This window comes from Bacillus sp. FJAT-29790, assembly GCF_019039215.1.
Lineage (GTDB): Bacteria > Bacillota > Bacilli > Bacillales > Cytobacillaceae > Cytobacillus.
In genome coordinates this window covers 1,843,543-1,866,234 of sequence record NZ_JAHNZZ010000001.1, presented here as the reverse complement: position 1 = coordinate 1,866,234, position 22,692 = coordinate 1,843,543, and the positions used below count along the sequence as shown (strand labels likewise).

The following is a 22,692-nucleotide window of genomic DNA, read 5'->3' as shown; positions in this document are numbered from 1 at the left end:
GGGCAAATACGCCAAGTTGAATTTGATTTTGACAATGGGATTAAAGGATAAAGGCTGTTTTCGTAAAGTTTGGTGCTTTTATAATGTGACTTTTTAAAATAATCTGAGTTAATTGGAGCGGAGGGTACTTGACTCCCGCGGAAAGAAAGTGCCCGCAGCGGAAATCAACGGACAAACTTTAATGCAAGAACAACAATACATGCGAAAACAGCCAAGAGAAAAGAGAATAAATCAGCTAAAAAAGGGTGATTATTATGGAGCCAATCAAACTTCAAACAAATATTCACGGCTTGAGGGGTGAAATTTATATCCCTGGTGATAAATCGATATCCCATCGCTCGATAATGTTTGGAGCGCTAGCAGAAGGAAAGACAACAGTTACAAACTTTCTATTGGGAGAAGACTGTTTAAATACGATTGCATGTTTTAAGAAACTAGGTGTATCGATTGAACAGCAGGATGATAAGGTCGTTATTTATGGGAATGGATTAGAGGGTCTCCAAGAACCTTCGGAAATACTAGATGTAGGGAACTCGGGAACGACGATCCGATTATTAGCAGGAATTTTAGCAGGACGTCCACTCCATTCGGTTTTAATCGGAGACGAATCCATTGGAAAAAGACCGATGACAAGAGTAACAAAGCCACTCCGTTCGATGGGGGCTGTCATCCAGGGCAGAAAGAACGGTGAATTGACGCCGTTATCCATTCAGGGGGGGAACCTAGTAGGGATCGAGTATGAGATGCCTGTAGCAAGTGCACAGGTAAAATCATCGATCCTGTTTGCAGGCTTACAGGCAACTGGGACCACCACTGTCATAGAACCGGAAAAGACGAGAGATCATACGGAAAGAATGATTAAGCAGTTTGGCGGGGATATCGAGATTGACGGACGGACAGTCCGAATAAAGGGGGGCCAGCAATTAACTGGTACTCATGTACAAGTTCCTGGAGATATTTCATCAGCAGCTTTCTTTTTAGTTGCAGGTGCGATTGTGCCTAACAGTGAAATCATTTTAAAAAATGTCGGTTTAAATCCGACAAGAACAGGGATCATTGATGTCATGAAGGAAATGGGTGCTGATTTAACGATTATTCCGCATGAAGAGAATTCTTTTGAACCTGTTGGTGATATCGTGATTAAGACGTCCGCTCTTAAGGGGATCACGATTGATGGTGAAATGATTCCTAGACTAATAGATGAAATACCTGTCATTGCTCTTTTAGCCACACAGGCTGAAGGGGAGACGGTCATTAAAGATGCACAGGAATTGAAAGTGAAAGAAACAAACCGAATCGACACAGTCGTCGCAGAGCTGACTAAACTCGGTGCTGATATTAGGGCAACAGATGATGGCATGATCATTAAAGGAAGGACGTCGTTATCAGGCGGCGGCACTGTCTCAAGTTATGGAGATCACCGAATAGGGATGATGCTTGCCATAGCTGCTGCGATCAGCAAGAACGAGGTTTTACTTGAAAATGAGCAAGCGATCTATATCTCATATCCTTCATTCTTTGCTCACCTAAAAAGCCTTACTTAATAATAATTATAGGCTGTTTTCTAAATGATTGTTGTTTTTAAATAGGTAATGTATGAGAGTGATTGGAGCGGAAATCAACTACACCTCATTTTGGTTAAATAGCAACAAAGCTTACGAAAATAGCCTAATTTTAAAACCTATTAAGAGCCTGCATTCAGCTCTTAATAGGTTTTTTTGTCATATTTATCGGGAAATTACATAGCTTGTCATAAGACCGTTAAAGAGGGGGGTATTATGACTTATATTATTGAAAATGCCAATATCTTAAAGGACCAGGAAATTAACAAAGTATCACTCCTGATTGATAACGGAAAAATTACAGCAATAAAACCAATTTTTAATCGGTACCGGTTTATGAAGATGGACGCAGATCCATTTATAATGGCCCCTGCACCAATTCTTTTGAATAAAAATTTTCCATTTGAAAAGTCATTTCAAGAAATGAAAAAGTTTTTTATTGATGAATTTATCCTTAAAGGATGCATTGCCTTTCTGACAATGGCTTCTGTCGGTCATGAATATGCGATGGAAAAGGAAATCAAACGGGTAAAGACGCAATTGTTAAATAGTCCGATCGATTATATTATTGGAGTACGGGTTCCCATTCGTACATTGACTCCATCTTTCTTAAGAAAATGCAAACGAGAAAAAGTTCCTGCTGTCTTTGTCGAGATTAAGAATGCGAACGAGCTATATAATATTCCTTGGGGATGGATTCGGGAAGCAATTTTTCCTTATAACAGTCCCCTTATTCCGATTTTTTCGAGCATGAACGAAAGAGAAGAGAAACAAGCAAAAACGGAATGGAAGAAAGTAATGGGAGAAGAAAAAATTCCGTCTGTTAAAGATGAAATAAAAGAAAATGAACCAATCCCATATCCTGTATTATCTAAAATAGGCATCTTTCCGCTTAAATCAAGTATACAGCAGGGCCGTGAATTATCGTATAATCTCTACATGAAGAGCGGGGAAATCATAAATATTGAAGAACCCGATCTGTTTCATTATCATAGACATAAGCTTGTTGTTACTGTTCATAAAGGCGAAGTCATTAGAGCTTGTGATCATGTGGTTTTTCGCCCGGGCTTTGGCGAGCATGTTAAAATAAATATCCCATCATTCTTTACGACATAAGAATTAGTCCCGAAAGGAAAATTACAATGGATAAAGTGAACAATATCATGTCGCTTTTAGAAAATGGCCGGCATGAAGAAGCAATACAACATTATAAACAAATATTATTAAATGGTTCTCACGAGGAAAGGTTCGTACTTGGAGAAGAACTGTTCCAATTTGGGTTTATTGAAGAAGCAAAAGCATTGTTTGAAAGACTGCTTGAATCTTATCCTGAAGAGGGCGAGCTCCTCGTTCTCTTAGCTGAAACCCATATCGACCTTGGGAAAGAGGATGAAGCGATACTCGTTCTGGAGCGGATAAATGACGATGATCCAAGTTACCCCCAATCCCTTTTATTATTAGCAGACCTTTATCAAATGGAAGGGCTGTACGAAGTAAGCGAACAAAAGCTGTTAAAGGCGAAAGGCATCTTGCCAAATGAGGTCATTATTGATTTTGCACTTGGCGAGCTATACGCTGAGCAAGGAAAGTTTTTAGAGGCGACAAAGGCATATGAAAAAGTTTTAAGAACGGATGATGTTATAGCTGGTATAAATGTAAATCAAAGAATGGCAGAAGTCCTTAGTGTAGGCGGGGCCTTTGAAGAAGCAATGGCGTATTATGAAAAGGCACTCGATGATAAGATCGAAATTAACACCCTTTTCAGCTACGCATTTACTGCACTCCAAGCAGGCTTTAACAGAACGGCAATTGAAAAATTTAATGAGCTTAAAGAGCTTGACCCGGAATACCATTCTTTATATTTGAATCTTGCTAGAGCGTATGAGCTCGAAAATGAGCTAGAAAACAGCTCCCATGCAGTCAAAATGGGCATACAGCAGGATGAATTCAATAAAGACCTCTATTTTTACGGCGGGAAGCTTGCACTTAAAATGGGTAAGGAAGACGAAGCGGAACAATTAATGAGGGAGGCGCTTGCGCTTGATCCTGAATTTACTGAAGCTGCCGTAACTTTAACTAAATTATTTCTCAAGCAGGAAAGATATGAAGATGTTTTAGATATCGCCGGCTTGCTGAATGATTTTGAGGAAGAAGAACCACGAATCCTCTGGGATGCAGCGATTGCTTATCAGCAGCTTGAAGAATTTTCCCAGGCATTAAACAAATATCAATCCGCATATACTTTCTTTAAGGAACAGCCAGAATTTCTTTCGGATTATGGATATTTTTTAATAGAAGAAGGAAAAAGAGCTGAAGCTGCCGAAATATTTAATAAGCTAATAATAATGGATCCAAGTAATATCGAATATCAGGATGTTTTACAAAGGCTTTCAGAATGATGAATAGACAACTTGATATTTTTGATAAAAAAGAAAATTGAGGTTGAAGGTTCAGATTTGGAACGAAACGAATAGATAAATAAATCGGCTGCTTTGCCGATTTCTCCAATCTTACCTCTCACCTCTCACTTCAAGAAAAACGCTTAGCGTTTTTCAATACAGCAGAGGAGGGAATCTAACATGTCAGCCCCTGTATCTGTCAACGAGAAGAAAGATTTTATTCGCTGGTTTCTTAATCATTATCAATTAAAAAGGCGAGAATGCGTCTGGATCTTGAATTACTTAATGAGCCATGACCAGCTAATGGAAAAAGTCCATTTTGTTGAACAGGCACAATATTGTCCAAAAGGTTTAATCATGTCTACTCATTGTGTGGACGAAGTCCCGTTTCGCTTTTATAAGGAGAATGTGATGACGACAGATGCTGAGAAATCATTTCATGACATAAGGCTGAACCGCGATGAAGATATTTTCATTCAGTTAAACTTCCATGCATCGAACAAGGCTCATCAGTATGTAGCCGTACTTGAAGAAAATCCGTTTATGCCAAAAAGTCTCCAAATTAGTGAGAAAGATAGTCTGATTGCTGAAAGGTTCCTTGTTGGCAGTTTGGAGAAGTTTCAAAGAGAAAATCTTTTGCGGAAAATAGATGAAGCATTAGATAATCAGGACGAGAAAACCTTTTTGCTTTTAACGGAACAACTAAAAAGACTGAAAAAGCATTAAATTCGCTTGCTATCTGTTAGCAGGCTTTTTGTTTTTTAGCAATAAATTAATTAATTTTCCTTTTGTAGCTGTACAATTATAGTGATATGATGAAAATGGTAAAAATGGATAATGGAGTGAAGCACACATGAAATGGAATTCTCAGGATATTGGTATGTTCATTAAGTCGAAGGAATATGTAGATACAGTTGCAATCCCATTGCTCCCCGTTTCACTAGGAGATGATATTAAACAAACGGCTGCGATGTCTGAGTTTATCACTTTATTAAGTGTCCAGCTCGAAAGGCAGTTTAGAGGAAGGCTGCTGATGCTGCCTGGATACACCTATTTAAAATCAACAAATGAGGACAAGCTTGTCAGTGATATTCGGGCATGGGAGTCGGAATTATTTGCAAAAGAATTTAAACACGTATTCTATATTACATCAGATAGCGGCTGGAAGGCAGTTGAAAGTGAGCTGGAAGGGGATCTTATCTGGATGCCGTCCTTGCCTCTCGAGCATATAGAAGAAAGCTCTAGAGCTTCTATTCTAGACGATCAAGTAAAGCAGCTGTTGACTCTGTTTATGCAAAAATGGCAATCTGCCGATTAAGAACATATAATAGTCACACACTTGACATGTTTTAGACACAGATTATATTGACCTTCAATAAAGATTGATATATCATGGTTATGTCCTAGTTTTATATTGTGTTGAATTCTGTCCGTTGGACTTAACTTCATAATAGAGGGGGGAAAAGTATGAGCGAAAATCGTGTTTCTAGACGTCAATTCCTAAACTATACTCTTACAGGTGTAGGCGGTTTCATGGCCGCAGGTATGTTAATGCCAATGGTTCGATTTGCTGTTGACCCGGTATTGCAAGCTAAAGCTGAAAGTGATTTTATTCCAACGTCTCAAAAAGTTGCTGATGTTACAGATGTACCAACACGAGTTGACTTTAAATTTGAGCAGCAAGATGCTTGGTATTCATCTGAAGTCACAGGTACTGCATGGGTGTACAAGGATGACAAAGGAGAAATTGTTGCCTTATCGCCGGTTTGTAAACACTTAGGCTGCGTAGTGGACTGGGATACAGACAAAGCAAACCAAAACCATTTCTTCTGTCCATGTCATGGAGGACTTTATACGAAAGATGGTACGAATGTCCCGGGAACTCCGCCATTTGCACCGTTAGATGTATATCCTTACAAAGAAGTAGACGGCTTCCTATATTTAGGTAAAGCTGAGCCGCGAAAGGAGGCGTAATCATTGTTAAACAAAATTTATGATTGGGTAGATGAACGTTTAGATATTACGCCTATGTGGCGCGATATTGCAGATCATGAAGTGCCTGAGCATGTTAACCCTGCACATCACTTTTCTGCTTTCGTATACTGCTTCGGCGGTTTAACGTTCTTTGTTACCGTTATTCAAATCTTATCTGGAATGTTCTTAACGATGTATTATGTTCCGGATATTAAAAATGCATGGGAATCCGTGTATTACTTACAAAACCATGTTGCATTTGGACAAATTGTCCGCGGCATGCATCACTGGGGTGCTAGTTTAGTAATCGTAATGATGTTCCTACATACGTTACGCGTTTTCTTCCAAGGAGCTTACAAGAAGCCACGTGAATTAAACTGGGTTGTCGGTGTGCTTATTTTCTTCGTCATGCTTGCACTTGGTCTGACTGGTTACTTATTGCCTTGGGATATGAAAGCCCTTTTTGCTACAAAAGTTACAATGCAAATTATTGAATCTACTCCGTTAATTGGGGATTATTTAAAAATGTTAATTGCTGGAGATGCGGATATTGTCGGTGCACAAACCATTACTCGTTTCTTCGCGATTCATGTATTTTTCTTACCAGCAGCTCTGTTTGGCTTAATGGCTGCTCACTTCATAATGATCCGTAAACAAGGTATTTCCGGACCATTGTAAAATATTTTGAACATATGATTTTTTTGATAAAGGAGGGGGAATCGCCCAATGCATCGTGGAAAAGGTATGAAATTCGTAGGAGACTCTCGTATTCCTGCCGAACGTACACCGAACATTCCGAAGGATTATTCGGAATATCCAGGGAAAACAGAGGCGTTCTGGCCTAACTTCCTTTTAAAGGAATGGATGGTTGGAGCCGTTTTCCTAGTCGGTTTTTTATGTTTGACAATTGCACATGAGCCTCCACTTGAAAAAATAGCTGATCCGAGTGATACGGCATATATTCCGCTGCCAGACTGGTATTTCTTATTCTTATACCAATTGCTTAAATATTCTTACGCATCTGGCCCATATAATGCTGTAGGTGCTTTTATTATCCCGGGACTAGCTTTCGGAGGATTATTATTGGCTCCATTTATTGACCGTGGACCTGAACGTCGCCCGTCCAAGCGCCCGTTAGCAACAGGCTTTATGCTATTAGCCATTGCTGGGATCACATACTTAACATGGGAATCAGTGGCTTATCATGATTGGGAAGCTGCTGCAAACCAAGGGAAAATTGTCGCCAAAGTTGATATTGATACAGAAGCTGAAGGCTACAAAATTCTCGAAGCAAATTCTTGCTTATCTTGTCATGGAGGAGAGCTTCAAGGTGGAGCTGGTTCACCTGCCTTGATTGATACTGGATTAACTCCGGACGAAGTGAAAGATATTGCTCATAACGGTAAAGGTGCGATGCCACCTGGTATGTTCAAAGGTACTGATGAAGAGTTGGACAAACTAGCTGAGTTTATCTCAACCCTTACAAGTAAATAATCAATATAAAAAGCTGACGTATTTTCGTCAGCTTTTTTGTACGCAATCACAGGTTCTAAATAAAATTGACATTTTTCGATCGTATCTTTATGGTAAAATAATGAAGGATATATTTACAAAAAAAGAGAAGAGGACAATTATGAGGTGGATTTATCCTATTTTAGCTAACCGAGCGGTGTTGTGGCTTCTCTTAGTCATCAATATTGCGGGCACAATTTATGGATACTATTGGTATAAGTGGCAGCTCGTTGATACTCCAGCAATCTTCTTGCCATTTGTGCCAGATAGTCCGACGGCAAGTTTATTTTTTGTATTTGTATTAATTGCGTTTGTGCTGAGGACGAACTGGCCGCTTTTTGAGGCTTTAGCTATCGTTACTTTATTTAAGTATGGGATATGGGCAGTTGTCATGAACTTATTAGTATATCGAGTGGCAGGTGACCTTGATCCAATTGCGCTCATGCTCATATTCTCCCATGGGGCTATGGCTGTACAAGGAGTGCTTTATGCACCATTTTACCGGATGAAAGTCTGGCATCTTGTCGTTGCAGGCATCTGGACGTTACATAATGATGTAATTGACTATGTGTTTTTTATGTTGCCGCGTTATCCCATTTTAGATTTATATATCCCACAAATCGGATATTTTACATTTTGGCTGAGTATTGTTTCTTTAGGAATCGGCTACTATTTATGCATTAGAAAAGATCGATTCAAACTTAATATTTAAAAGACTGTTTTCGCATATATTGTTGTTTTTAGCCTTAAATTTAGCCCGTTGATTTCCGCTGCGGGCACTTGCTTTCCACGGGGAGGGCCGGGAGCCTCCTCGGCGTTACCGCCTGTGGGGTCTCCCGTTCCCTCTATTTCCCGTAGGAGTCAAGTGCCCTCCGCTCCAATCAACTCAGATTTTTATATAAAATCAATTTGAAAAAGCAACAAGGTTTACGAAAACAGCCAATTAAAAAAAGTTCCATTTTACCATTTGAAATTGCTATAGTTGATAGACTTTCTGGTCTAACCTTGTCCGCTTCCTCATACATATTTAATAGTAATTTGAGGGGGGACAAGAATGAAAGCAAGGTTTATTATTATGGCCGTAATGATATTTCTTCTAATGCCTGTATCAGTAATTGCAGATGAAACCTCACCTGTTGATAGATTAGATCAATTATCAGATGAAGCGCTTCGAATGGTGAAGCTCCATAGGTACGAAGATGCAAAAAGGCTATTGGATTATTTTTCTGACCAATTTGTTTCGGTTTCTGGCACAGAGAGGCCTTTTACAACAGATGAATTGCGAATTGTGACACTTTCGCATGATGAAGCTGTACAAGCTACCGCCAATGCGACAATGAATCATAATGAAAAAATAAATCGGGTCACTAAGTTTAGACTTGTCATGGATGCGATCACATCTCCATATCAGCCACTTTGGACAGAAATGGAATCAACGGTTATGACAGTTGTTGCTGATGTGAAGGAAGCGGCATACGTTGGAAATAGTGAGCATTTTCATACGAATTTCAATACGTTCTTGTCTTTATATGACATGATCTACCCAAGTATGAAAATAAATGTGAAAGCTGAAAGACTCCAACAATTGGATGCAAGGATTCAGTTTATTGATCAATATCGCCCTAAAGTATTAACTGAAGCATCAAGCAAGCAAGAACTTGAAGCATTAGAGGCTGATTTACAGCTGATTTTTGATGATATGGCTGAAGATGAGGCAGATCCTTCTCTTTGGTGGGTAATCATTTCGACTGGCAGCATTATTATACTTACATTATCCTATGTAGGATGGAGAAAGTATAAAGGAGCTCAAGAGAAAGTGAAGGACCATTCGAGAGAGCATAAAGATTGACAGTAATATTCGGAAAAAATACAATGAGAGTATAAATACAATTTACCAAGAATTATGCTTGAAAAGGAGATGCAAAATGGGAGGATTTCTTATTTATTTTGCCATCATCATTTTAGTTCCCCTTTGGGCACAGATGAAAGTTAAAGGAGCATATAAAAAGTACTCACAAGTTCCTGCTTCATCACAGATGAGAGGTGCTGAAGTAGCTAGAAGAATATTAGATTCGAATGGTTTATATGAAGTAGGGATAGAAGAGACGCGAGGCCATTTATCAGATCATTATGATCCTCGAACGAAGACGGTTCGCTTGTCAACAGATAACTACCATGGCCATTCTGTTGCAGCGGCAGCAATTGCAGCCCATGAGGTGGGACATGCCATTCAGGATCAGCAGGATTATGCGTTTTTACGCCTCCGCCATTCACTTGTCCCAGTCGCGAACATAGGCTCTAATTTTTCCTGGATACTGATAATGATCGGTTTCCTTGCAGGAATGAGTAAATTCGTATTATTAGGAATTATCTTTATGGCAGCAGCTGTCGTATTTCAGCTCGTCACGCTTCCGGTTGAGTTCAACGCATCAAGCCGGGCGATGGACGAGGTTGTTTCTCTAGGAGTAATCCGAAACGATGAAGAGAGGGAAACAAAAAAAGTCTTGAATGCAGCGGCATTGACATATGTTGCAGCGGCAGCAGTCGCGGTAATGGAACTGCTTCGCCTTATTCTTATTTACACGGGCATGCAAAGACAAGATTAAAACCAGCCACGGCGGCTGGTTTTTTTCTTTCGATGGAAGATGTTAAATTTAAATTTTAGCAGTTTTCCGTTTTCAAACACTTATTTAATGCTCAAGAGGTTTCTTATTTTCATCCAAGGTAAAGCCTTCGCCAAGGACATCATGGACTACGCTGACAGAGACAAATGCATGTGGATCAACGGAAGTTATTACATTTTTTAAGCGGACAATTTCATTTTTTCCAACCACACAATAAAGCACTTCCCTTTCTTTCTTTGTAAAAGATCCATGCCCCTTTAAGACAGTTACGCCTCGATCCATCTCGTTCATAATTTTAGTGGCGATTTCTTCGTTTAACTCAGAGATGATCATTGCTCCTCTTGCGGCATACGCACCTTCCTGCATGAAATCAATCACCCGGGCTCCGACAAAAACAGCGACGAGTGTATACATCGCCTCTTTGTAGGATAAATAGAAAATTAACGAAACGGTGATGACAGACGCATCGAAAAGGAACATTGTTTTTCCCATGCTGACCCCGGCATATTTTTGTGCTAACCGAGCGATGATATCGACACCACCCGTTGTGCCGCCGTAGCGGAAAATGATCCCGAGACCGATTCCAATCGAAACCCCTGCAAACAGAGAGGCTAACGTTAAATCTTCATTAAGCGGCATATAAATTTGATTGCGCTGAAAAATCCATAAAAAAACAGACACGCTAACCGTTCCAATGAGTGTATATAAAAACGCATTTTTTCCGAGTAATTTCCATCCGATAATGAAAAGCGGAATATTTAACAATAAATTTGTATAGGATGGGTCCCATTTAAAGAGAAAATATAAAAGTAATGTAATCCCGGTAAATCCGCCTTCCGATAAGTTATTTTGCATATTAAAATGGACGAGTCCGAACGAAAAAATGGCTGCTCCAAAAATGATAAAGAAAGTATTTTTAAATTTTAAGCCTAATCGCATAAAGTTCCTCCTCTTCCTGAATTTTCCCTTCAAAGCGTATATAATTATATAAGATACCAAATCTAAGAGCAATAAAGTGAAACTTCACTCAGTGGGGGTTTTACTGCCCGTTAATCTGCGATAAAGTCAAAGAAGTAATGGGTATTCATCCTTCAAGGAAAAAATATTTGTAAAACACAATTTGTTTAGCTAACATGAAAGGAGAAAAACTATATAGTCTTCATTTTTCGTTTTTGGCTTTTCAATTCATAGTGTTGAATGATAGCGGGGCGATTATCCTTTCAAGCACAAGGAAAATTGCTACGCGGAATGGCGCGGATCTCTCAACAACATTCTCTGACAGAGCCGTATTTTAAGAAAAGGTGGATCATTGCGTGAAGGGTAAAACGATGAAAGAGCTTCAAACAGAAGTAGATTCATACATAGGTCAATTCAAGGAAGGGTATTTCAGCCCGCTTGCCATGCTAGCTAGAATGACGGAAGAATTGGGTGAGCTAGCTAGGGAAGTTAATCATCAATTTGGGGAAAAACCGAAGAAAACGATGGAAGCAGAAAAAGCGATTGAAGAGGAGCTTGGCGATATGCTGTTTGTGCTCATCTGCTTTGCGAACGCACTAAACATTGACTTAGAGGAAGCACATAATCTTGTCATGAATAAATTTAATACCCGTGACAAAGATCGTTGGACGAGAATAGAGGAGTAAAGGAGAAAATCAGATGGAAAAAGTAAATATTGTTATAGCCGGCCCACGCGGACGTATGGGCAGAGAAGCGGTTCAGCTAGTACATAGTTTAGAAAATTATCATTTAATTGCTGTTGTCGACCATAAAAATGGAGGTGGGCTTCTCAGTGATTCAGAAGGCTTTCACGGATTAGATATCCCTGTTTTCACAGATATGTCAGAATGTTTTCAGAAAACGAAGACCGACGTATTAATAGACTTGACGACCCCAGAATTTGGGATGTTACATACGAAAACTGCCTTGGAATATGGCGTCAGACCCGTTGTCGGAACGACTGGATTTTCTAAAGAAGATTTAAAGGAACTTGAATTATTATGTGAAGAAAAGAGACTTGGTTGTATTATTGCACCAAACTTTGCGCTAGGTGCAGTCTTAATGATGAAATTTGCTCAATTAACAGGTAAGTATTTCCATGATGTGGAAATTATTGAATTGCATCATGATCAAAAGCTAGATGCGCCGTCTGGAACAGCTGTGAAAACAGCAGAGATGATCGCAGAAGTAAGACATGAGAAAGCGCAAGGTCATCCAGACGAAAAGGAAACAATCGCAGGTGCTAGAGGGGCAAACTATGATGGCATGCATATCCATTCCGTAAGATTGCCCGGTTTGATCGCCCATCAGCAGGTGATGTTTGGCTCTGAAGGACAAACATTGACCATTCGCCATGACTCGTATAACCGTGCATCATTTATGTCGGGAGTCAAACTTGCGGTCGATACAGTAATGAAGATTGATTCATTAGTGTATGGGCTTGAAAAAATAATCGAATAGAAGGTGATGATATAATGAACATCGCATTGATTGCTCACGATCAGAAAAAGGATGATATTGTTGGCTTTGCAACTGCCTATAAAGGGGTGTTAGCCGAACATCGTCTTTTTGCTACCGGAACAACCGGCTCACGAATCATGCAAGAAACAGGCTTAAATGTTCACCGATTTCAATCCGGTCCATTTGGAGGGGATCAAGAAATTGGTGCATTAGTTGCGAATAATAAAATGGATATCGTTATTTTTTTCAGGGATCCATTGACTGCTCAGCCACATGAGCCTGATATTTCTGCGTTAATACGTCTATGTGATGTTTATTCCGTTCCATTAGCTACGAATATGGGTACAGCAGAAATTCTCATCAAAGGGCTGGAACGTGGAGATTTATCATGGAGAACAATTGTGAATGGGAGAAGCGGTGATGAGGATGGCCAAAAATAATCTTGATATCCTTGCATTCGGTGCCCATGCAGATGACGTAGAAATTGGGATGGGTGCGACCATTGCAAAATATGCAGCCTTCGGTAAGAAAATTGGCATTTGTGATTTAACTAAAGCTGAATTATCCTCAAATGGAACCGTTGAAATGCGGAAAAAAGAAGCAATGGATGCTGCTGAAATATTAGGCGTAGAAATGAGAGAAACGCTTAATTTGCCTGATCGAGGACTTTTTATCAATCAGGAATACATAAAAGAAATCGTATCAATCATTCGAAAATACCGGCCAAGTCTTATTTTTGCCCCTTATTTTAAGGATCGCCATCCAGATCATGGCGGGTGTGCACGCCTCGTTGAGGAAGCTGTTTTTTCGGCAGGCATTAAAAACTACCAAACTGAGGATAATCTGCTTCCTCACCGGGTTAAAAATATCTATTTTTATATGATTAATGGGTTTCATGAGCCTGATTTCGTCATTGATGTCTCAGCAACCATGGATAAAAAAATAGCTAGTTTGCAGGCTTATAAAAGCCAGTTTACAAAAAGTGCCGAAAGCTTCGATACGCCATTAGTCAACGGCTATATTGAAACGATTCAGGCACGGGAAAGTTTATTCGGCAAACAAGCAGGTGTTACATATGCGGAAGGTTTTAAAGCGAAGAACCCCCTCATTATGAATCTTGATTTATTTGGAGAAGAAATATGAATGCAAAATTAAAAATTGGTATTACATGTTACCCGACCATCGGGGGATCGGGAGCAATTGCAACTGAATTAGGTAAAATGCTCGCAGAGAAGGGTCATGAAATTCATTTTATTTCCTCAAGCCTTCCTTTTCGATTGAATAAAATGTACACTAATATTTTTTACCATCAAGTCGAGGTAAATCAATATTCGGTTTTTCAATATTCGCCTTATGATATTGCGCTTGCAAGTAAGATGGCTGAGGTGATCAACCGTGAAAATCTTGACATCCTTCATGTTCATTACGCCATTCCGCATGCGGTTTGTGCCATTTTAGCTAAACAAATGAGCGGAAAAGATTTCAAAATCGTTACAACCCTCCATGGGACAGATATTACGATTCTTGGCCATGATCCCTCTCTTTCGGGTGCTATCCGGTTCGGCATCGAAAAATCAGATGCTGTGACGGCTGTTTCAAAATCATTAATTGAGGAAACATATGAATTGATAAAACCAGAAAAACAGATAGAGGTCGTTTATAATTTCATTGACGAACGGGTATATCGATTAACCAACTCTTCCTACCTGCGAAAAGAACTCGGAATTAACGAAGGGGAAAAGGTTGTCATCCATGTTTCTAATTTCCGTGGGGTTAAAAGGGTGAAGGATGTTGTCAAAGCCTTTGTGCGAATTGCTGAACAGGTTCCAGCAAAGCTTCTTTTAGTCGGTGACGGCCCTGAAATGACTGTTATTTGTAGTCTAGTTAGTCATTTAGGGATTAGTGATAAGGTGAGATTTCTTGGTAAACAGGATAATCTTGAAGAACTCTACTCCATTAGCGATCTCATGCTGTTGCTTTCGGAAAAAGAAAGCTTTGGTCTCGTGGCACTCGAAGCGATGGCCTGCGGCGTCCCTTGCATTGGGACAAATGTCGGCGGGATTCCAGAGGTAATCACAAATGGAATAAACGGATTTTTATGTGAGCTAGGTGACATTCCAGCGATTGCGGAGAAAGGGATTTCTTTGCTGACCGATGTAACTCTGCACAAAAGGTTTTCAAAGGAGGCAATTTCGACAGCCTATAATAAGTTTCGAGCGGAAATCATCGTTGAACAATATGAAGATATTTACTACGGTCTCCTAAAGAATGGGGAGGTAATATGAAAGAGCCATTTCTGAAAGCCATCCCTCTGTTAACAAAAATTGAGGATGCGGGCTATGAGGCTTATTTTGTCGGCGGCTCTGTCAGGGATTGTCTACTTGGTGAGGAAATAGCTGATGTTGATATTGCAACTTCAGCTACACCTCAAGAAATAAAAGCGATCTTTCCAAAAACGGTCGATGTCGGGATCGAACATGGAACGATTGTCGTTCTCTTCAACGGAACCCCATACGAGGTTACAACCTTTCGAACGGAATCGGAATATATGGACTTTAGAAGACCGTCAGAAGTTCAGTTTATTCGATCTTTACGGGAAGACTTGCAGCGAAGGGATTTTACGATGAATGCGATTGCCATGGATAAAACCGGGCGGTTCACAGATCCGTTTCATGGCAGGCAATCGATTAAGGAAAAAATAATTAAAACAGTCGGTAAGCCGGAGGATCGTTTTAATGAAGATGCTTTAAGAATGATGCGGGCTGTAAGATTTTATAGCCAACTGGGTTTTGAAATTGAAACCCAAACTTGGGATGCTTTAGTTTCCTCAGGGTATTTACTTGAAAAAATTGCAGTGGAAAGAAAGCTGATCGAATTTGAAAAGTTATTAATGGGGAAAAATCGGATCAACGCGCTTCAATCACTTGCTGACACAGGGCTGTATAAATTTTTGCCAGGTATGGCTCCTTATTTAGACGGTTTACATCGCTCTGTTCAGTTTAACTGCTGCCAGCTGACGGTTGTAGAAATGTGGGTATTTCTTATTCATGTGTTTGGATTGGAACGAAGCGAAGTAGAGCCATTTTTAAAAGAATGGAAACTTCCTATAAAAAAAATAAAGAAGATTATTTCCATATTAATCGGGCTAGACTTTAGGCTGAAAGCTGATTGGACTGCCAGTGCCCTATTTCAGGCAGGTATCGAAACAGCGAAAGGCACGGAAAGACTCTATAATGTCTTGCAAAACCAAAATGCTAATCACGAATTAAATCATGTATCAGCCATGTTTGAATTCCTGCCCATTAAACAGCGTAGTGAGCTGCAGGTAACAGGAACTGATTTGCAGGAGTGGTTTCAAATGAAACCTGGTCCATGGATAAGAGAGAAACTGGAAATGGCCGAAAACGCAGTTATTACTAGAGAAATTAGCAATCGTAAAGAATCGATAAGGGAGTGGCTGATAAGGTGCAATCAGAGCTGAGAAAGAAATTGCTTGATGCTTTTACAAACCATACCGATGATTATCTATCCGGACAGCATTTAGCTGATGTCATCGGCTGTTCAAGGACAGCTGTCTGGAAGCATATCGAAGAATTGCGGAAGGATGGTTTTGAGCTTGAAGCTGTAAGGAGAAAAGGGTATCGGATTATCAGTACTCCTGAACGAGTGACTGCAGACGAAATTAGGCTCGGATTGAAGACTGCGTTTTTGGGCAGACATATTCATTACGAGGAAAGTGTGGATTCGACGCAAAAAATTGCTCATCACCTCGTAAATGAAGATTCACCGGAAGGTACGATCGTTATTGCGGAAGAGCAACTATCAGGCAGGGGTAGAATGGATCGTCCATGGCATTCGCCTAAATTTACGGGTATATGGATGAGTGTGATTCTACGGCCAAATATTCCGCCTCCAAAAGCCCCCCAGCTTACTCTTATCGCTGCAGTCGCGGTTGTTCAAGCAATTGAAGAATTAACTGCCCTTTCACCGCAAATTAAATGGCCAAATGATATTTTGTTAAACGGGAAAAAGGTAACCGGCATCTTAACGGAGCTTCAGGCTGATGCCGATCGGATCATATCCATCATTATTGGGTTAGGCATGAATGTGAATCAGCAGCAGGATGACTTTCCGGAAGAACTAAAAGCGATTGCAACTTCACTATCGATTGAAATAGGGGAAAAGCTTCAGCGGGCCGAAGTGATTAAGATGCTTCTTCATAAATTAGAGCAGTTGTATCTGCTTTATCTAGAAAAAGGATTTTATCCAATCAAGCTTCTATGGGAAAGTTATGCGGTCAGCATCGGAAAAAATATTACGGCAAGAACTTTAACAGGTAGCATTTACGGAAAAGCATTGGGAATAACAGAAGACGGGGTTCTGATGATTGAGGACCCATCGGGTAAGATCCACCATGTCTATTCAGCTGATATAGAGCTTGAATCATAAGTAAAAAAGTTTATGTAGTCAATCGGATTAAATATTTGTTATACTTTTGTTGGGCAGTATCCTCTTGTTGAACTGCACCTTTATGAATTTTATAAATTTATGATAATCTGCCTAGATCCATTTTTGGACCGGGACAGAGGGATGAGACACAACAATGAGCTAAAATTCAGAATCCTTCTGCCTTCAGAAGGATTTTTTATTTATTTGTGAATGTTTTATCTCCTCTTCCTAAAAAGAACGTAGACGGCATAACCTACACAAGATGAAGAAAACCGGTGTGTTCAGTTATTTCGTTTAAAAAAGGGAGGACTTAAGATGAAGCAAACGACGGATTTTTTGAGAATGAAACAAAATGGTGAGAAAATTGTAATGTTAACGGCCTATGATTATCCTAGTGCAAAACAGGCTGAAAAATCAGAGGTAGACATGATTTTGGTCGGTGATTCTCTCGGAATGGTCGTTTTAGGCTATGATTCCACCATTCCAGTAACGATGGATGACATGATTCACCATGGGAAGGCAGTTAGAAGGGGAGCAAAAGAGACATTTATTGTCATCGACATGCCATTTATGAGCTATCATTTATCTGTCCGGGATACGCTTATAAATGGTGCGAAGCTCATTCAGGAAACAGGTGCACATGCTGTTAAAGTTGAAGGCGCAGATGAAGTGATTTATCACATCGAAGCTTTAACGAAAGCAGGAATCCCGGTCGTAGCTCATCTTGGTCTTACACCGCAATCAGTTGGTGTATTAGGAGGGTATAAAGTCCAAGGGAAAAATGCCGCGGCGGCTGGGAAGTTATTGGCGGATGCGAAAAAATGTGAACAAGCAGGGGCTTGTGCAATTGTGCTCGAATGCGTACCAAAGCAACTAGCCAAGGAACTTTCATCCTCATTAACGATCCCAACGATCGGTATCGGTGCCGGAGCAAATACAGACGGACAAGTACTTGTCTATCATGATATCCTTACTTATGGGGTTGATCGGGTACCAAAGTTTGTCAAATCATTTGCTAACGTGGATGACATCATTGAACAAGGAATAAACAATTATATTTCAGAAGTGAAAAAAGGGAATTTTCCAGAAGACCAGCATAGCTTTTCAATGAAAGAAGAAGAACTTCTTAGTTTATATGGAGGAAAAGCATGAAAATTATTACCACGATTAATGAAATGCAAACAACGATCCAGCAGGAAAAAAAAGCAGGAAAATCAATCGGTTTTGTTCCGACAATGGGCTTTTTGCATGAAGGTCATTTGACACTGATGAAAAAAGCAAGAGAAGAAAACGATCTTGTTGTCGTAAGCATATTCGTCAATCCTCTTCAATTTGGCCCGAAAGAAGACCTTAGTTCGTATCCGCGTGACTTCGAACGTGATCAGAAGCTTGCAGAACAGCAAAATGTTGACATGGTATTTTTTCCAACAGTAGAGGAAATGTATCAAGGGCCTTCTTCAGTCATTATTAAAGTTGAAGATAGAACGGAAGTATTATGCGGAAAATCTCGCCCAGGGCATTTTGATGGCGTTGCAACAGTAGTGACAAAACTTTTTAATATTGTTCAGCCTACGAAAGCATATTTTGGGATGAAAGATGCACAGCAAATCGCTGTCATCGACGGCCTTGTAAAGGATCTTAACTTCCCTTTAGAAATCGTTCCGGTTGAAACGGTTCGAGAACATGATGGCCTTGCGAAAAGCTCAAGAAATGTAAACTTGAACAAGAAAGAACGAGAACAGGCGCCTGTCCTATATCAAAGCCTGAATGAAGCAAAGGCAATGATCGAAGAAGGGGAAAAAAATCCGAAAACAATCATCGCTTTTATCAAAACGCTTATCGAAGAAAAGACCGATGGGATCATTGATTACGTTGAAATCTATTCCTATCCAAGCTTAAAAGAAATAGCTAGATTAGAGGGAACGATTATTGTTGCCTTAGCGGTGAAATTTTCAAAGGCAAGGCTAATTGATAATTTGATCATCACTATTGATAATTGATTGAGGGGGACTATCATGTTTCGCACCATGATGAACGGCAAAATTCACCGTGCTGTCATAACTGAAGCTAATTTAAATTATGTAGGAAGCATTACAATTGATGCGAATATCCTTGATGCTGTTGGGATGGTTCCAAATGAAAAGGTCCAAATTGTCAACAACAACAACGGAGCAAGATTTGAAACGTATATCATCTCAGGGGAACGAGGAAGTGGCGTTATCTGTGTGAACGGTGCAGCTGCTCGACTTGTGCAAGAAGGGGATATTGTCATTATCATTTCGTATGCGATGATTCCAGAGGAAAACGTAGTGAACCATCAACCGAGGGTGGCCATTATGGATGAAAACAATAAAATTAAAGAAATGGTTGATAAAGAGCCGGAAAGAACAATCTTTTAAGCGAATATGATTGAACCAAGATCTTTAGGCCGACCGGATATAGAACCGGTCAGGCCTTTTATTATGTGTAAGGAATTGTTCAGGTAAGCTTAATTGTGAGGTGATCAACCGCCTCGCATGAGCAAGGACCGCTCATAAAGTGCTCGATAGAATCGGGAAAGTGCCCGTAAGTCGAAGAAAATTAATGATTAGGAAGCTGTATGCCTTTTTCTTTTTCCGTTTTTATGATACCGTTTGATTGACTGAATGTTAGAGGTGTGTAGCATGAGTAATAAATATGTTGTGATCGATTTAGAAACAACTGGAAACGCCCCGAAAAAGGGTGATAAAATAATACAGTTTGCTGCTGCAGTGATTGAAAATGGAAAAATAGTTGAAGAATATTCTTCTTTTGTCAATCCTGGTCAGCCTATTCCACCTTTTATTGAGGAATTAACGGGTTTAAATGATGATATGGTAAAGGATGCGCCAATATTTTCTGAAATAGCGCCGAAAGTTTTAACCTTATTAGATGGCGGTTATTTTGTCGCACATAACGTCCTTTTTGATCTTTTATTTTTACAGGAAGAATTAATTGAGGCAGGATATAACGGCTTTTACGGCCCAATTTTAGATACAGTTGAAATGTCGAGAGCACTGATGCCAACAGCAGACAGCTTTCAATTATCGGAATTGGCTTTAAGGGAAGGGCTAAACCATGAACGCCCGCATCAGGCAGATAGTGATGCATATGTGACTGCAGAGCTGTTATTGCTTCTTTTGGCGCGTCTTGAACGATTGCCTCTGAATACAGTTCAACAGCTTCAGAAGCTTTCAGGCGGCTTGAAAAGTGATTTAGCACAACTCATCGACAATATTATTTTAAAAAAAGAAGCGACAATTGAAACGATTCCTGATTTTCTCGAAATTCATCGTGGCATTACATTGAAAAAAGCACTTATTCAAGACGAATTAATTTCCAATAAAGAAAAAATGGATTATCCGATTGACGAATCCGAAAAAACTGCTCTTTTTAAAAAGTCCTTTACCTCCTTTGAAATCAGATCAGGTCAATTTATGATGATGGACTCTGTTTATCATGCTTTCAACGAAAAGAGGCATGCGATGATTGAAGCTGGCACGGGTGTCGGCAAATCGTTAGCTTATTTAATTCCGGCCGCATTATTCAGTAAAGAAAATGGGCAAACAGTGGTGATTAGTACTTATACGACACAGCTGCAGGAACAATTGCTATCCAATGATATGCCAAAACTGCAAAAAATGCTTCCCTTTCCGGTGAAAGCTGTATTGCTGAAGGGTAGAAGTCATTATTTAAGCCTGGCTAAGTTTGAGCAGACATTAAAAGATCAAGATGATAATTACGATACCATTTTGTCGAAAATGCAAATCCTTGTTTGGCTTACAGAAACGAGTACAGGAGACATTGACGAGTTAAATTTGTCGAGCGGTGGCATGATTTATTGGAATAAAGTTAAAAATGATGAGACGGCCTTTCGGCAAAATAAAGCATGGCTTTCAAGAGATTTTTATTTGCGAACGAGAAAAGAAGCTTCAAAGGCTGACATCATTATCACCAACCATTCTTTTTTATTAACCGATCTCGTTGCCGAAAATAAAATATTGCCAGACTATAGCCATGTTGTGATCGATGAAGGCCATCATTTCGTGAAAGTGTCAGGCAAACATTTTGGCTATACTTTTGATTATGTAACGATTCGTTTCATTCTTGGCCAAATTGGACTGATCGAGCAAAAACAATTGCTTTACAAACTGGAGCATATATTAGAAAAAGACGGGCTCGACGGAAATGACTTGCTTCATTCATTTGAAGTCAATCAAATGATGACAGAGCTTTTATACGAAATGGACGAACTGTTCAAAGTTATCGGGATGTATGCCAAAAAGAAATCGAAATCGAAAAAGGGATTTAACCGTGTAAGCTGCCGTTTCACAGCAGCGGAATCAAGCGCCGAATGGCGAGCGGTTGAAACAGGTGCGGAACGGTTTATGTTCCTTTTGAAAGATTTCATTCAAGCAATAAGTAAAAGGTTAGATTTGATTGGGAAGGTTCAGGAATCATTAACAGCCCGTGAAAAATCTTTTATGGAAGAACTCTTTTCATTGCTTGAGGATTTAAAAGACATCATTGTCATTATTAGAAATATATTTTTGCGACCTGAAGATGGGTTTGTCTCGTGGATTGAAATGGATGTAAGATCGATGCAAAATGCGACGACTGTTTATGCACAGCCGGTTGCAGTTGCAGATTATTTAAAGGAGCATTTTTTCAAGAAAAAGGAAAGTGCGATCATTACATCTGCTACCTTATCCGTAAAAAATTCGTTCAGCTATATGCTCAATGAGCTTGGACTGCAAACGTCAGAATGTTCGACCCAGAAAATCCAATCTCCTTTTAATTACAAGGAACAAGTAAAGTTGATTATTCCGGAAGATTTGCCAGAAGTAAACGCCGTTCCATTGGAAGAATACGTCGCTTCGATCAGCGAACATATCATCACAATCGCGGAAGCAACAAAAGGGAGGATGCTGATTTTATTTACCTCCCATGAAATGCTCCGAAAAACGTATGATCTCATTAAAGAGTCCGGATTTCTTCACGATTTCGCCATCATCGCCCAAGGGATATCGAGCGGAAGCCGTTCTAGATTAACAAGGAATTTTCAGCGTTTTGAAAAAGCGATTTTACTTGGCACAAGCAGCTTTTGGGAAGGTGTAGATATTCCAGGAGAAGATTTGACATGCTTAATTATTGTCAGATTGCCGTTTTCACCCCCAGATGAACCTTTGACAGAGGCGAAATGCAGCCAAATAAAGGAGAATGGGGGAAATCCATTCTCAGATTATTCCTTGCCTGAAGCGGTCATTCGTTTTAAACAAGGCTTCGGTAGATTAATCAGAACGAAAAACGACCGGGGTTTTATTTTTGTTTTTGATCGCAGGATGGTGACGACAAAATACGGGAAGGCCTTTTTAGAATCAATTCCATCAATCCCAGTGGAAAAAAGCAAAATTGATGAAATGGTCGACCTAATAAATAAGTGGCTTTAAACTTTATATAGAGGCTGTTTTCTAAATGATTGTTGTTTTTAAATGGGTTTTGGATAAAATTGTTTGGAGCGGAAGGTGCGAGATCCTCGAAAATGCTATCGCATTTCCTTCGTGCGTTGATAATTCAAGGAAGCTTATTCAATGTCCTGCGGGAGTAGCGGGACAGGTGAGACCCCACAGGCGCTGAGCGCCGAGGAGGCTCACCGCCCGCCCCGCGGAAAGCGAGCTCCTGGAGCGGAAATCAACT

At 39.9% G+C, this 22,692-nt stretch carries 23 protein-coding genes; 22 read left to right on the top strand and 1 reads right to left on the bottom strand.

The features are described 5' to 3' along the window. Nucleotides 1-254: 254 nt before the first annotated feature. The 11 genes from aroA (at nt 255) to BGM26_RS08800 (ending at nt 10,053) form a co-directional block, all read left to right on the top strand. The gene (aroA, locus tag BGM26_RS08850; protein ID WP_217039466.1) at nt 255-1,544 is read left to right on the top strand and encodes a 3-phosphoshikimate 1-carboxyvinyltransferase; all 1,290 of its coding nucleotides are present in this window, start codon (nt 255-257) and stop codon (nt 1,542-1,544) included. 234 nt (nt 1,545-1,778) lie between these two features. Further along, nucleotides 1,779-2,678, top strand: coding sequence for a hypothetical protein (locus tag BGM26_RS08845; RefSeq protein ID WP_217039465.1), 900 nt, complete (start codon nt 1,779-1,781; stop codon nt 2,676-2,678). A gap of 26 nt (nt 2,679-2,704) precedes the next feature. Continuing rightward, on the top strand, nt 2,705-3,961 hold the full coding sequence (locus tag BGM26_RS08840) for a tetratricopeptide repeat protein (protein ID WP_217039464.1): 1,257 nt from the start codon (nt 2,705-2,707) through the stop codon (nt 3,959-3,961). 180 nt (nt 3,962-4,141) lie between these two features. After that, a complete protein-coding gene (locus tag BGM26_RS08835; RefSeq protein WP_217039462.1) occupies nt 4,142-4,687 on the top strand; it encodes a ReoY family proteolytic degradation factor in 546 nt (181 codons plus the stop codon). A 127-nt stretch (nt 4,688-4,814) separates the two neighbouring features. Beyond that, nucleotides 4,815-5,279 (top strand): YpiF family protein, encoded by a 465-nt coding sequence (locus BGM26_RS08830; RefSeq protein ID WP_217039460.1) that lies wholly within the window; start codon nt 4,815-4,817, stop codon nt 5,277-5,279. A 149-nt stretch (nt 5,280-5,428) separates the two neighbouring features. Next, nucleotides 5,429-5,935 carry a Rieske (2Fe-2S) protein gene (locus tag BGM26_RS08825; protein ID WP_217039458.1) on the top strand — a complete coding sequence of 169 codons (507 nt, stop codon included), beginning with the start codon at nt 5,429-5,431 and terminating at the stop codon, nt 5,933-5,935. A gap of 3 nt (nt 5,936-5,938) precedes the next feature. Continuing rightward, nucleotides 5,939-6,613 carry a menaquinol-cytochrome c reductase cytochrome b subunit gene (gene qcrB, locus BGM26_RS08820; RefSeq protein ID WP_217039457.1) on the top strand — a complete coding sequence of 225 codons (675 nt, stop codon included), beginning with the start codon at nt 5,939-5,941 and terminating at the stop codon, nt 6,611-6,613. A 48-nt stretch (nt 6,614-6,661) separates the two neighbouring features. Continuing rightward, nucleotides 6,662-7,429 (top strand): menaquinol-cytochrome c reductase cytochrome b/c subunit, encoded by a 768-nt coding sequence (locus BGM26_RS08815; protein ID WP_217039456.1) that lies wholly within the window; start codon nt 6,662-6,664, stop codon nt 7,427-7,429. A 139-nt stretch (nt 7,430-7,568) separates the two neighbouring features. Further along, the gene (gene lhaT, locus BGM26_RS08810) at nt 7,569-8,159 is read left to right on the top strand and encodes a lipoprotein heptaprenylglyceryl N-acetyltransferase LhaT (protein WP_217039455.1); all 591 of its coding nucleotides are present in this window, start codon (nt 7,569-7,571) and stop codon (nt 8,157-8,159) included. Nucleotides 8,160-8,501: 342 nt separating this feature from the next. Next, nucleotides 8,502-9,296 carry a sporulation protein YpjB gene (gene ypjB / locus BGM26_RS08805; RefSeq protein WP_217039454.1) on the top strand — a complete coding sequence of 265 codons (795 nt, stop codon included), beginning with the start codon at nt 8,502-8,504 and terminating at the stop codon, nt 9,294-9,296. 76 nt (nt 9,297-9,372) lie between these two features. Then, complete coding sequence (locus tag BGM26_RS08800; RefSeq protein ID WP_217039453.1) at nt 9,373-10,053, top strand: zinc metallopeptidase; 681 nt, start codon at nt 9,373-9,375, stop codon at nt 10,051-10,053. Nucleotides 10,054-10,137: 84 nt separating this feature from the next. Here the strand turns inward: BGM26_RS08800 and BGM26_RS08795 are convergent, their stop codons facing one another. Next, entirely contained in the window at nt 10,138-11,010 is an 873-nt protein-coding gene (locus BGM26_RS08795) for a YitT family protein (RefSeq protein WP_217039451.1), read from the bottom strand. 374 nt (nt 11,011-11,384) lie between these two features. On the opposite strand from BGM26_RS08795, the gene BGM26_RS08790 reads away from it, so the two are divergent. The 11 genes from BGM26_RS08790 to dinG all read left to right on the top strand — a co-directional run bounded on the left by BGM26_RS08790 (nt 11,385) and on the right by dinG (nt 22,445). Continuing rightward, nucleotides 11,385-11,714: a nucleotide pyrophosphohydrolase gene (locus tag BGM26_RS08790; protein WP_217039450.1), complete on the top strand. Its 330-nt coding sequence runs from the start codon at nt 11,385-11,387 to the stop codon at nt 11,712-11,714. A gap of 13 nt (nt 11,715-11,727) precedes the next feature. Next, nucleotides 11,728-12,528, top strand: coding sequence for a 4-hydroxy-tetrahydrodipicolinate reductase (dapB, locus tag BGM26_RS08785; RefSeq protein WP_217039448.1), 801 nt, complete (start codon nt 11,728-11,730; stop codon nt 12,526-12,528). A gap of 14 nt (nt 12,529-12,542) precedes the next feature. Continuing rightward, complete coding sequence (gene mgsA / locus BGM26_RS08780; RefSeq protein ID WP_217039446.1) at nt 12,543-12,968, top strand: methylglyoxal synthase; 426 nt, start codon at nt 12,543-12,545, stop codon at nt 12,966-12,968. Then, nucleotides 12,955-13,671 carry a bacillithiol biosynthesis deacetylase BshB1 gene (gene bshB1, locus BGM26_RS08775; RefSeq protein WP_217040717.1) on the top strand — a complete coding sequence of 239 codons (717 nt, stop codon included), beginning with the start codon at nt 12,955-12,957 and terminating at the stop codon, nt 13,669-13,671. Before mgsA ends, bshB1 begins: the two co-directional genes overlap by 14 nt. Next, a complete protein-coding gene (gene bshA / locus BGM26_RS08770; protein ID WP_217039443.1) occupies nt 13,668-14,813 on the top strand; it encodes an N-acetyl-alpha-D-glucosaminyl L-malate synthase BshA in 1,146 nt (381 codons plus the stop codon). The genes bshB1 and bshA overlap by 4 nt, the downstream gene beginning before the upstream one ends. After that, entirely contained in the window at nt 14,810-16,009 is a 1,200-nt protein-coding gene (locus BGM26_RS08765) for a CCA tRNA nucleotidyltransferase (protein ID WP_217039441.1), read from the top strand. Before bshA ends, BGM26_RS08765 begins: the two co-directional genes overlap by 4 nt. Next, on the top strand, nt 15,994-16,977 hold the full coding sequence (locus BGM26_RS08760; RefSeq protein WP_217039439.1) for a biotin--[acetyl-CoA-carboxylase] ligase: 984 nt from the start codon (nt 15,994-15,996) through the stop codon (nt 16,975-16,977). The genes BGM26_RS08765 and BGM26_RS08760 overlap by 16 nt, the downstream gene beginning before the upstream one ends. A 315-nt stretch (nt 16,978-17,292) precedes the next feature. Beyond that, nucleotides 17,293-18,129: a 3-methyl-2-oxobutanoate hydroxymethyltransferase gene (panB, locus tag BGM26_RS08755; protein ID WP_217039438.1), complete on the top strand. Its 837-nt coding sequence runs from the start codon at nt 17,293-17,295 to the stop codon at nt 18,127-18,129. Continuing rightward, nucleotides 18,126-18,977, top strand: coding sequence for a pantoate--beta-alanine ligase (gene panC, locus BGM26_RS08750; protein WP_217039437.1), 852 nt, complete (start codon nt 18,126-18,128; stop codon nt 18,975-18,977). Before panB ends, panC begins: the two co-directional genes overlap by 4 nt. 15 nt (nt 18,978-18,992) lie before the next feature. Further along, a complete protein-coding gene (gene panD / locus BGM26_RS08745; RefSeq protein WP_217039435.1) occupies nt 18,993-19,376 on the top strand; it encodes an aspartate 1-decarboxylase in 384 nt (127 codons plus the stop codon). Nucleotides 19,377-19,640: 264 nt separating this feature from the next. Further along, nucleotides 19,641-22,445: an ATP-dependent DNA helicase DinG gene (gene dinG, locus BGM26_RS08740; protein ID WP_217039434.1), complete on the top strand. Its 2,805-nt coding sequence runs from the start codon at nt 19,641-19,643 to the stop codon at nt 22,443-22,445. Nucleotides 22,446-22,692: the final 247 nt, after the last annotated feature.

What these genes read in the sequence shown, in the direction of transcription:
- aroA (WP_217039466.1), top strand. Translation starts at nt 255, where the DNA reads ATGGAGCCAATCAAACTTCAAACAAATATTCACGGCTTGAGGGGTGAA.
- BGM26_RS08845 (WP_217039465.1), top strand. Translation starts at nt 1,779, where the DNA reads ATGACTTATATTATTGAAAATGCCAATATCTTAAAGGACCAGGAAATT.
- BGM26_RS08840 (WP_217039464.1), top strand. Translation starts at nt 2,705, where the DNA reads ATGGATAAAGTGAACAATATCATGTCGCTTTTAGAAAATGGCCGGCAT.
- BGM26_RS08835 (WP_217039462.1), top strand. Translation starts at nt 4,142, where the DNA reads ATGTCAGCCCCTGTATCTGTCAACGAGAAGAAAGATTTTATTCGCTGG.
- BGM26_RS08830 (WP_217039460.1), top strand. Translation starts at nt 4,815, where the DNA reads ATGAAATGGAATTCTCAGGATATTGGTATGTTCATTAAGTCGAAGGAA.
- BGM26_RS08825 (WP_217039458.1), top strand. Translation starts at nt 5,429, where the DNA reads ATGAGCGAAAATCGTGTTTCTAGACGTCAATTCCTAAACTATACTCTT.
- BGM26_RS08815 (WP_217039456.1), top strand. Translation starts at nt 6,662, where the DNA reads ATGCATCGTGGAAAAGGTATGAAATTCGTAGGAGACTCTCGTATTCCT.
- lhaT (WP_217039455.1), top strand. Translation starts at nt 7,569, where the DNA reads ATGAGGTGGATTTATCCTATTTTAGCTAACCGAGCGGTGTTGTGGCTT.
- ypjB (WP_217039454.1), top strand. Translation starts at nt 8,502, where the DNA reads ATGAAAGCAAGGTTTATTATTATGGCCGTAATGATATTTCTTCTAATG.
- BGM26_RS08800 (WP_217039453.1), top strand. Translation starts at nt 9,373, where the DNA reads ATGGGAGGATTTCTTATTTATTTTGCCATCATCATTTTAGTTCCCCTT.
- BGM26_RS08795 (WP_217039451.1), bottom strand. Translation starts at nt 11,010, where the DNA reads ATGCGATTAGGCTTAAAATTTAAAAATACTTTCTTTATCATTTTTGGA.
- dapB (WP_217039448.1), top strand. Translation starts at nt 11,728, where the DNA reads ATGGAAAAAGTAAATATTGTTATAGCCGGCCCACGCGGACGTATGGGC.
- mgsA (WP_217039446.1), top strand. Translation starts at nt 12,543, where the DNA reads ATGAACATCGCATTGATTGCTCACGATCAGAAAAAGGATGATATTGTT.
- bshB1 (WP_217040717.1), top strand. Translation starts at nt 12,955, where the DNA reads ATGGCCAAAAATAATCTTGATATCCTTGCATTCGGTGCCCATGCAGAT.
- bshA (WP_217039443.1), top strand. Translation starts at nt 13,668, where the DNA reads ATGAATGCAAAATTAAAAATTGGTATTACATGTTACCCGACCATCGGG.
- BGM26_RS08765 (WP_217039441.1), top strand. Translation starts at nt 14,810, where the DNA reads ATGAAAGAGCCATTTCTGAAAGCCATCCCTCTGTTAACAAAAATTGAG.
- panB (WP_217039438.1), top strand. Translation starts at nt 17,293, where the DNA reads ATGAAGCAAACGACGGATTTTTTGAGAATGAAACAAAATGGTGAGAAA.
- panC (WP_217039437.1), top strand. Translation starts at nt 18,126, where the DNA reads ATGAAAATTATTACCACGATTAATGAAATGCAAACAACGATCCAGCAG.
- panD (WP_217039435.1), top strand. Translation starts at nt 18,993, where the DNA reads ATGTTTCGCACCATGATGAACGGCAAAATTCACCGTGCTGTCATAACT.
- dinG (WP_217039434.1), top strand. Translation starts at nt 19,641, where the DNA reads ATGAGTAATAAATATGTTGTGATCGATTTAGAAACAACTGGAAACGCC.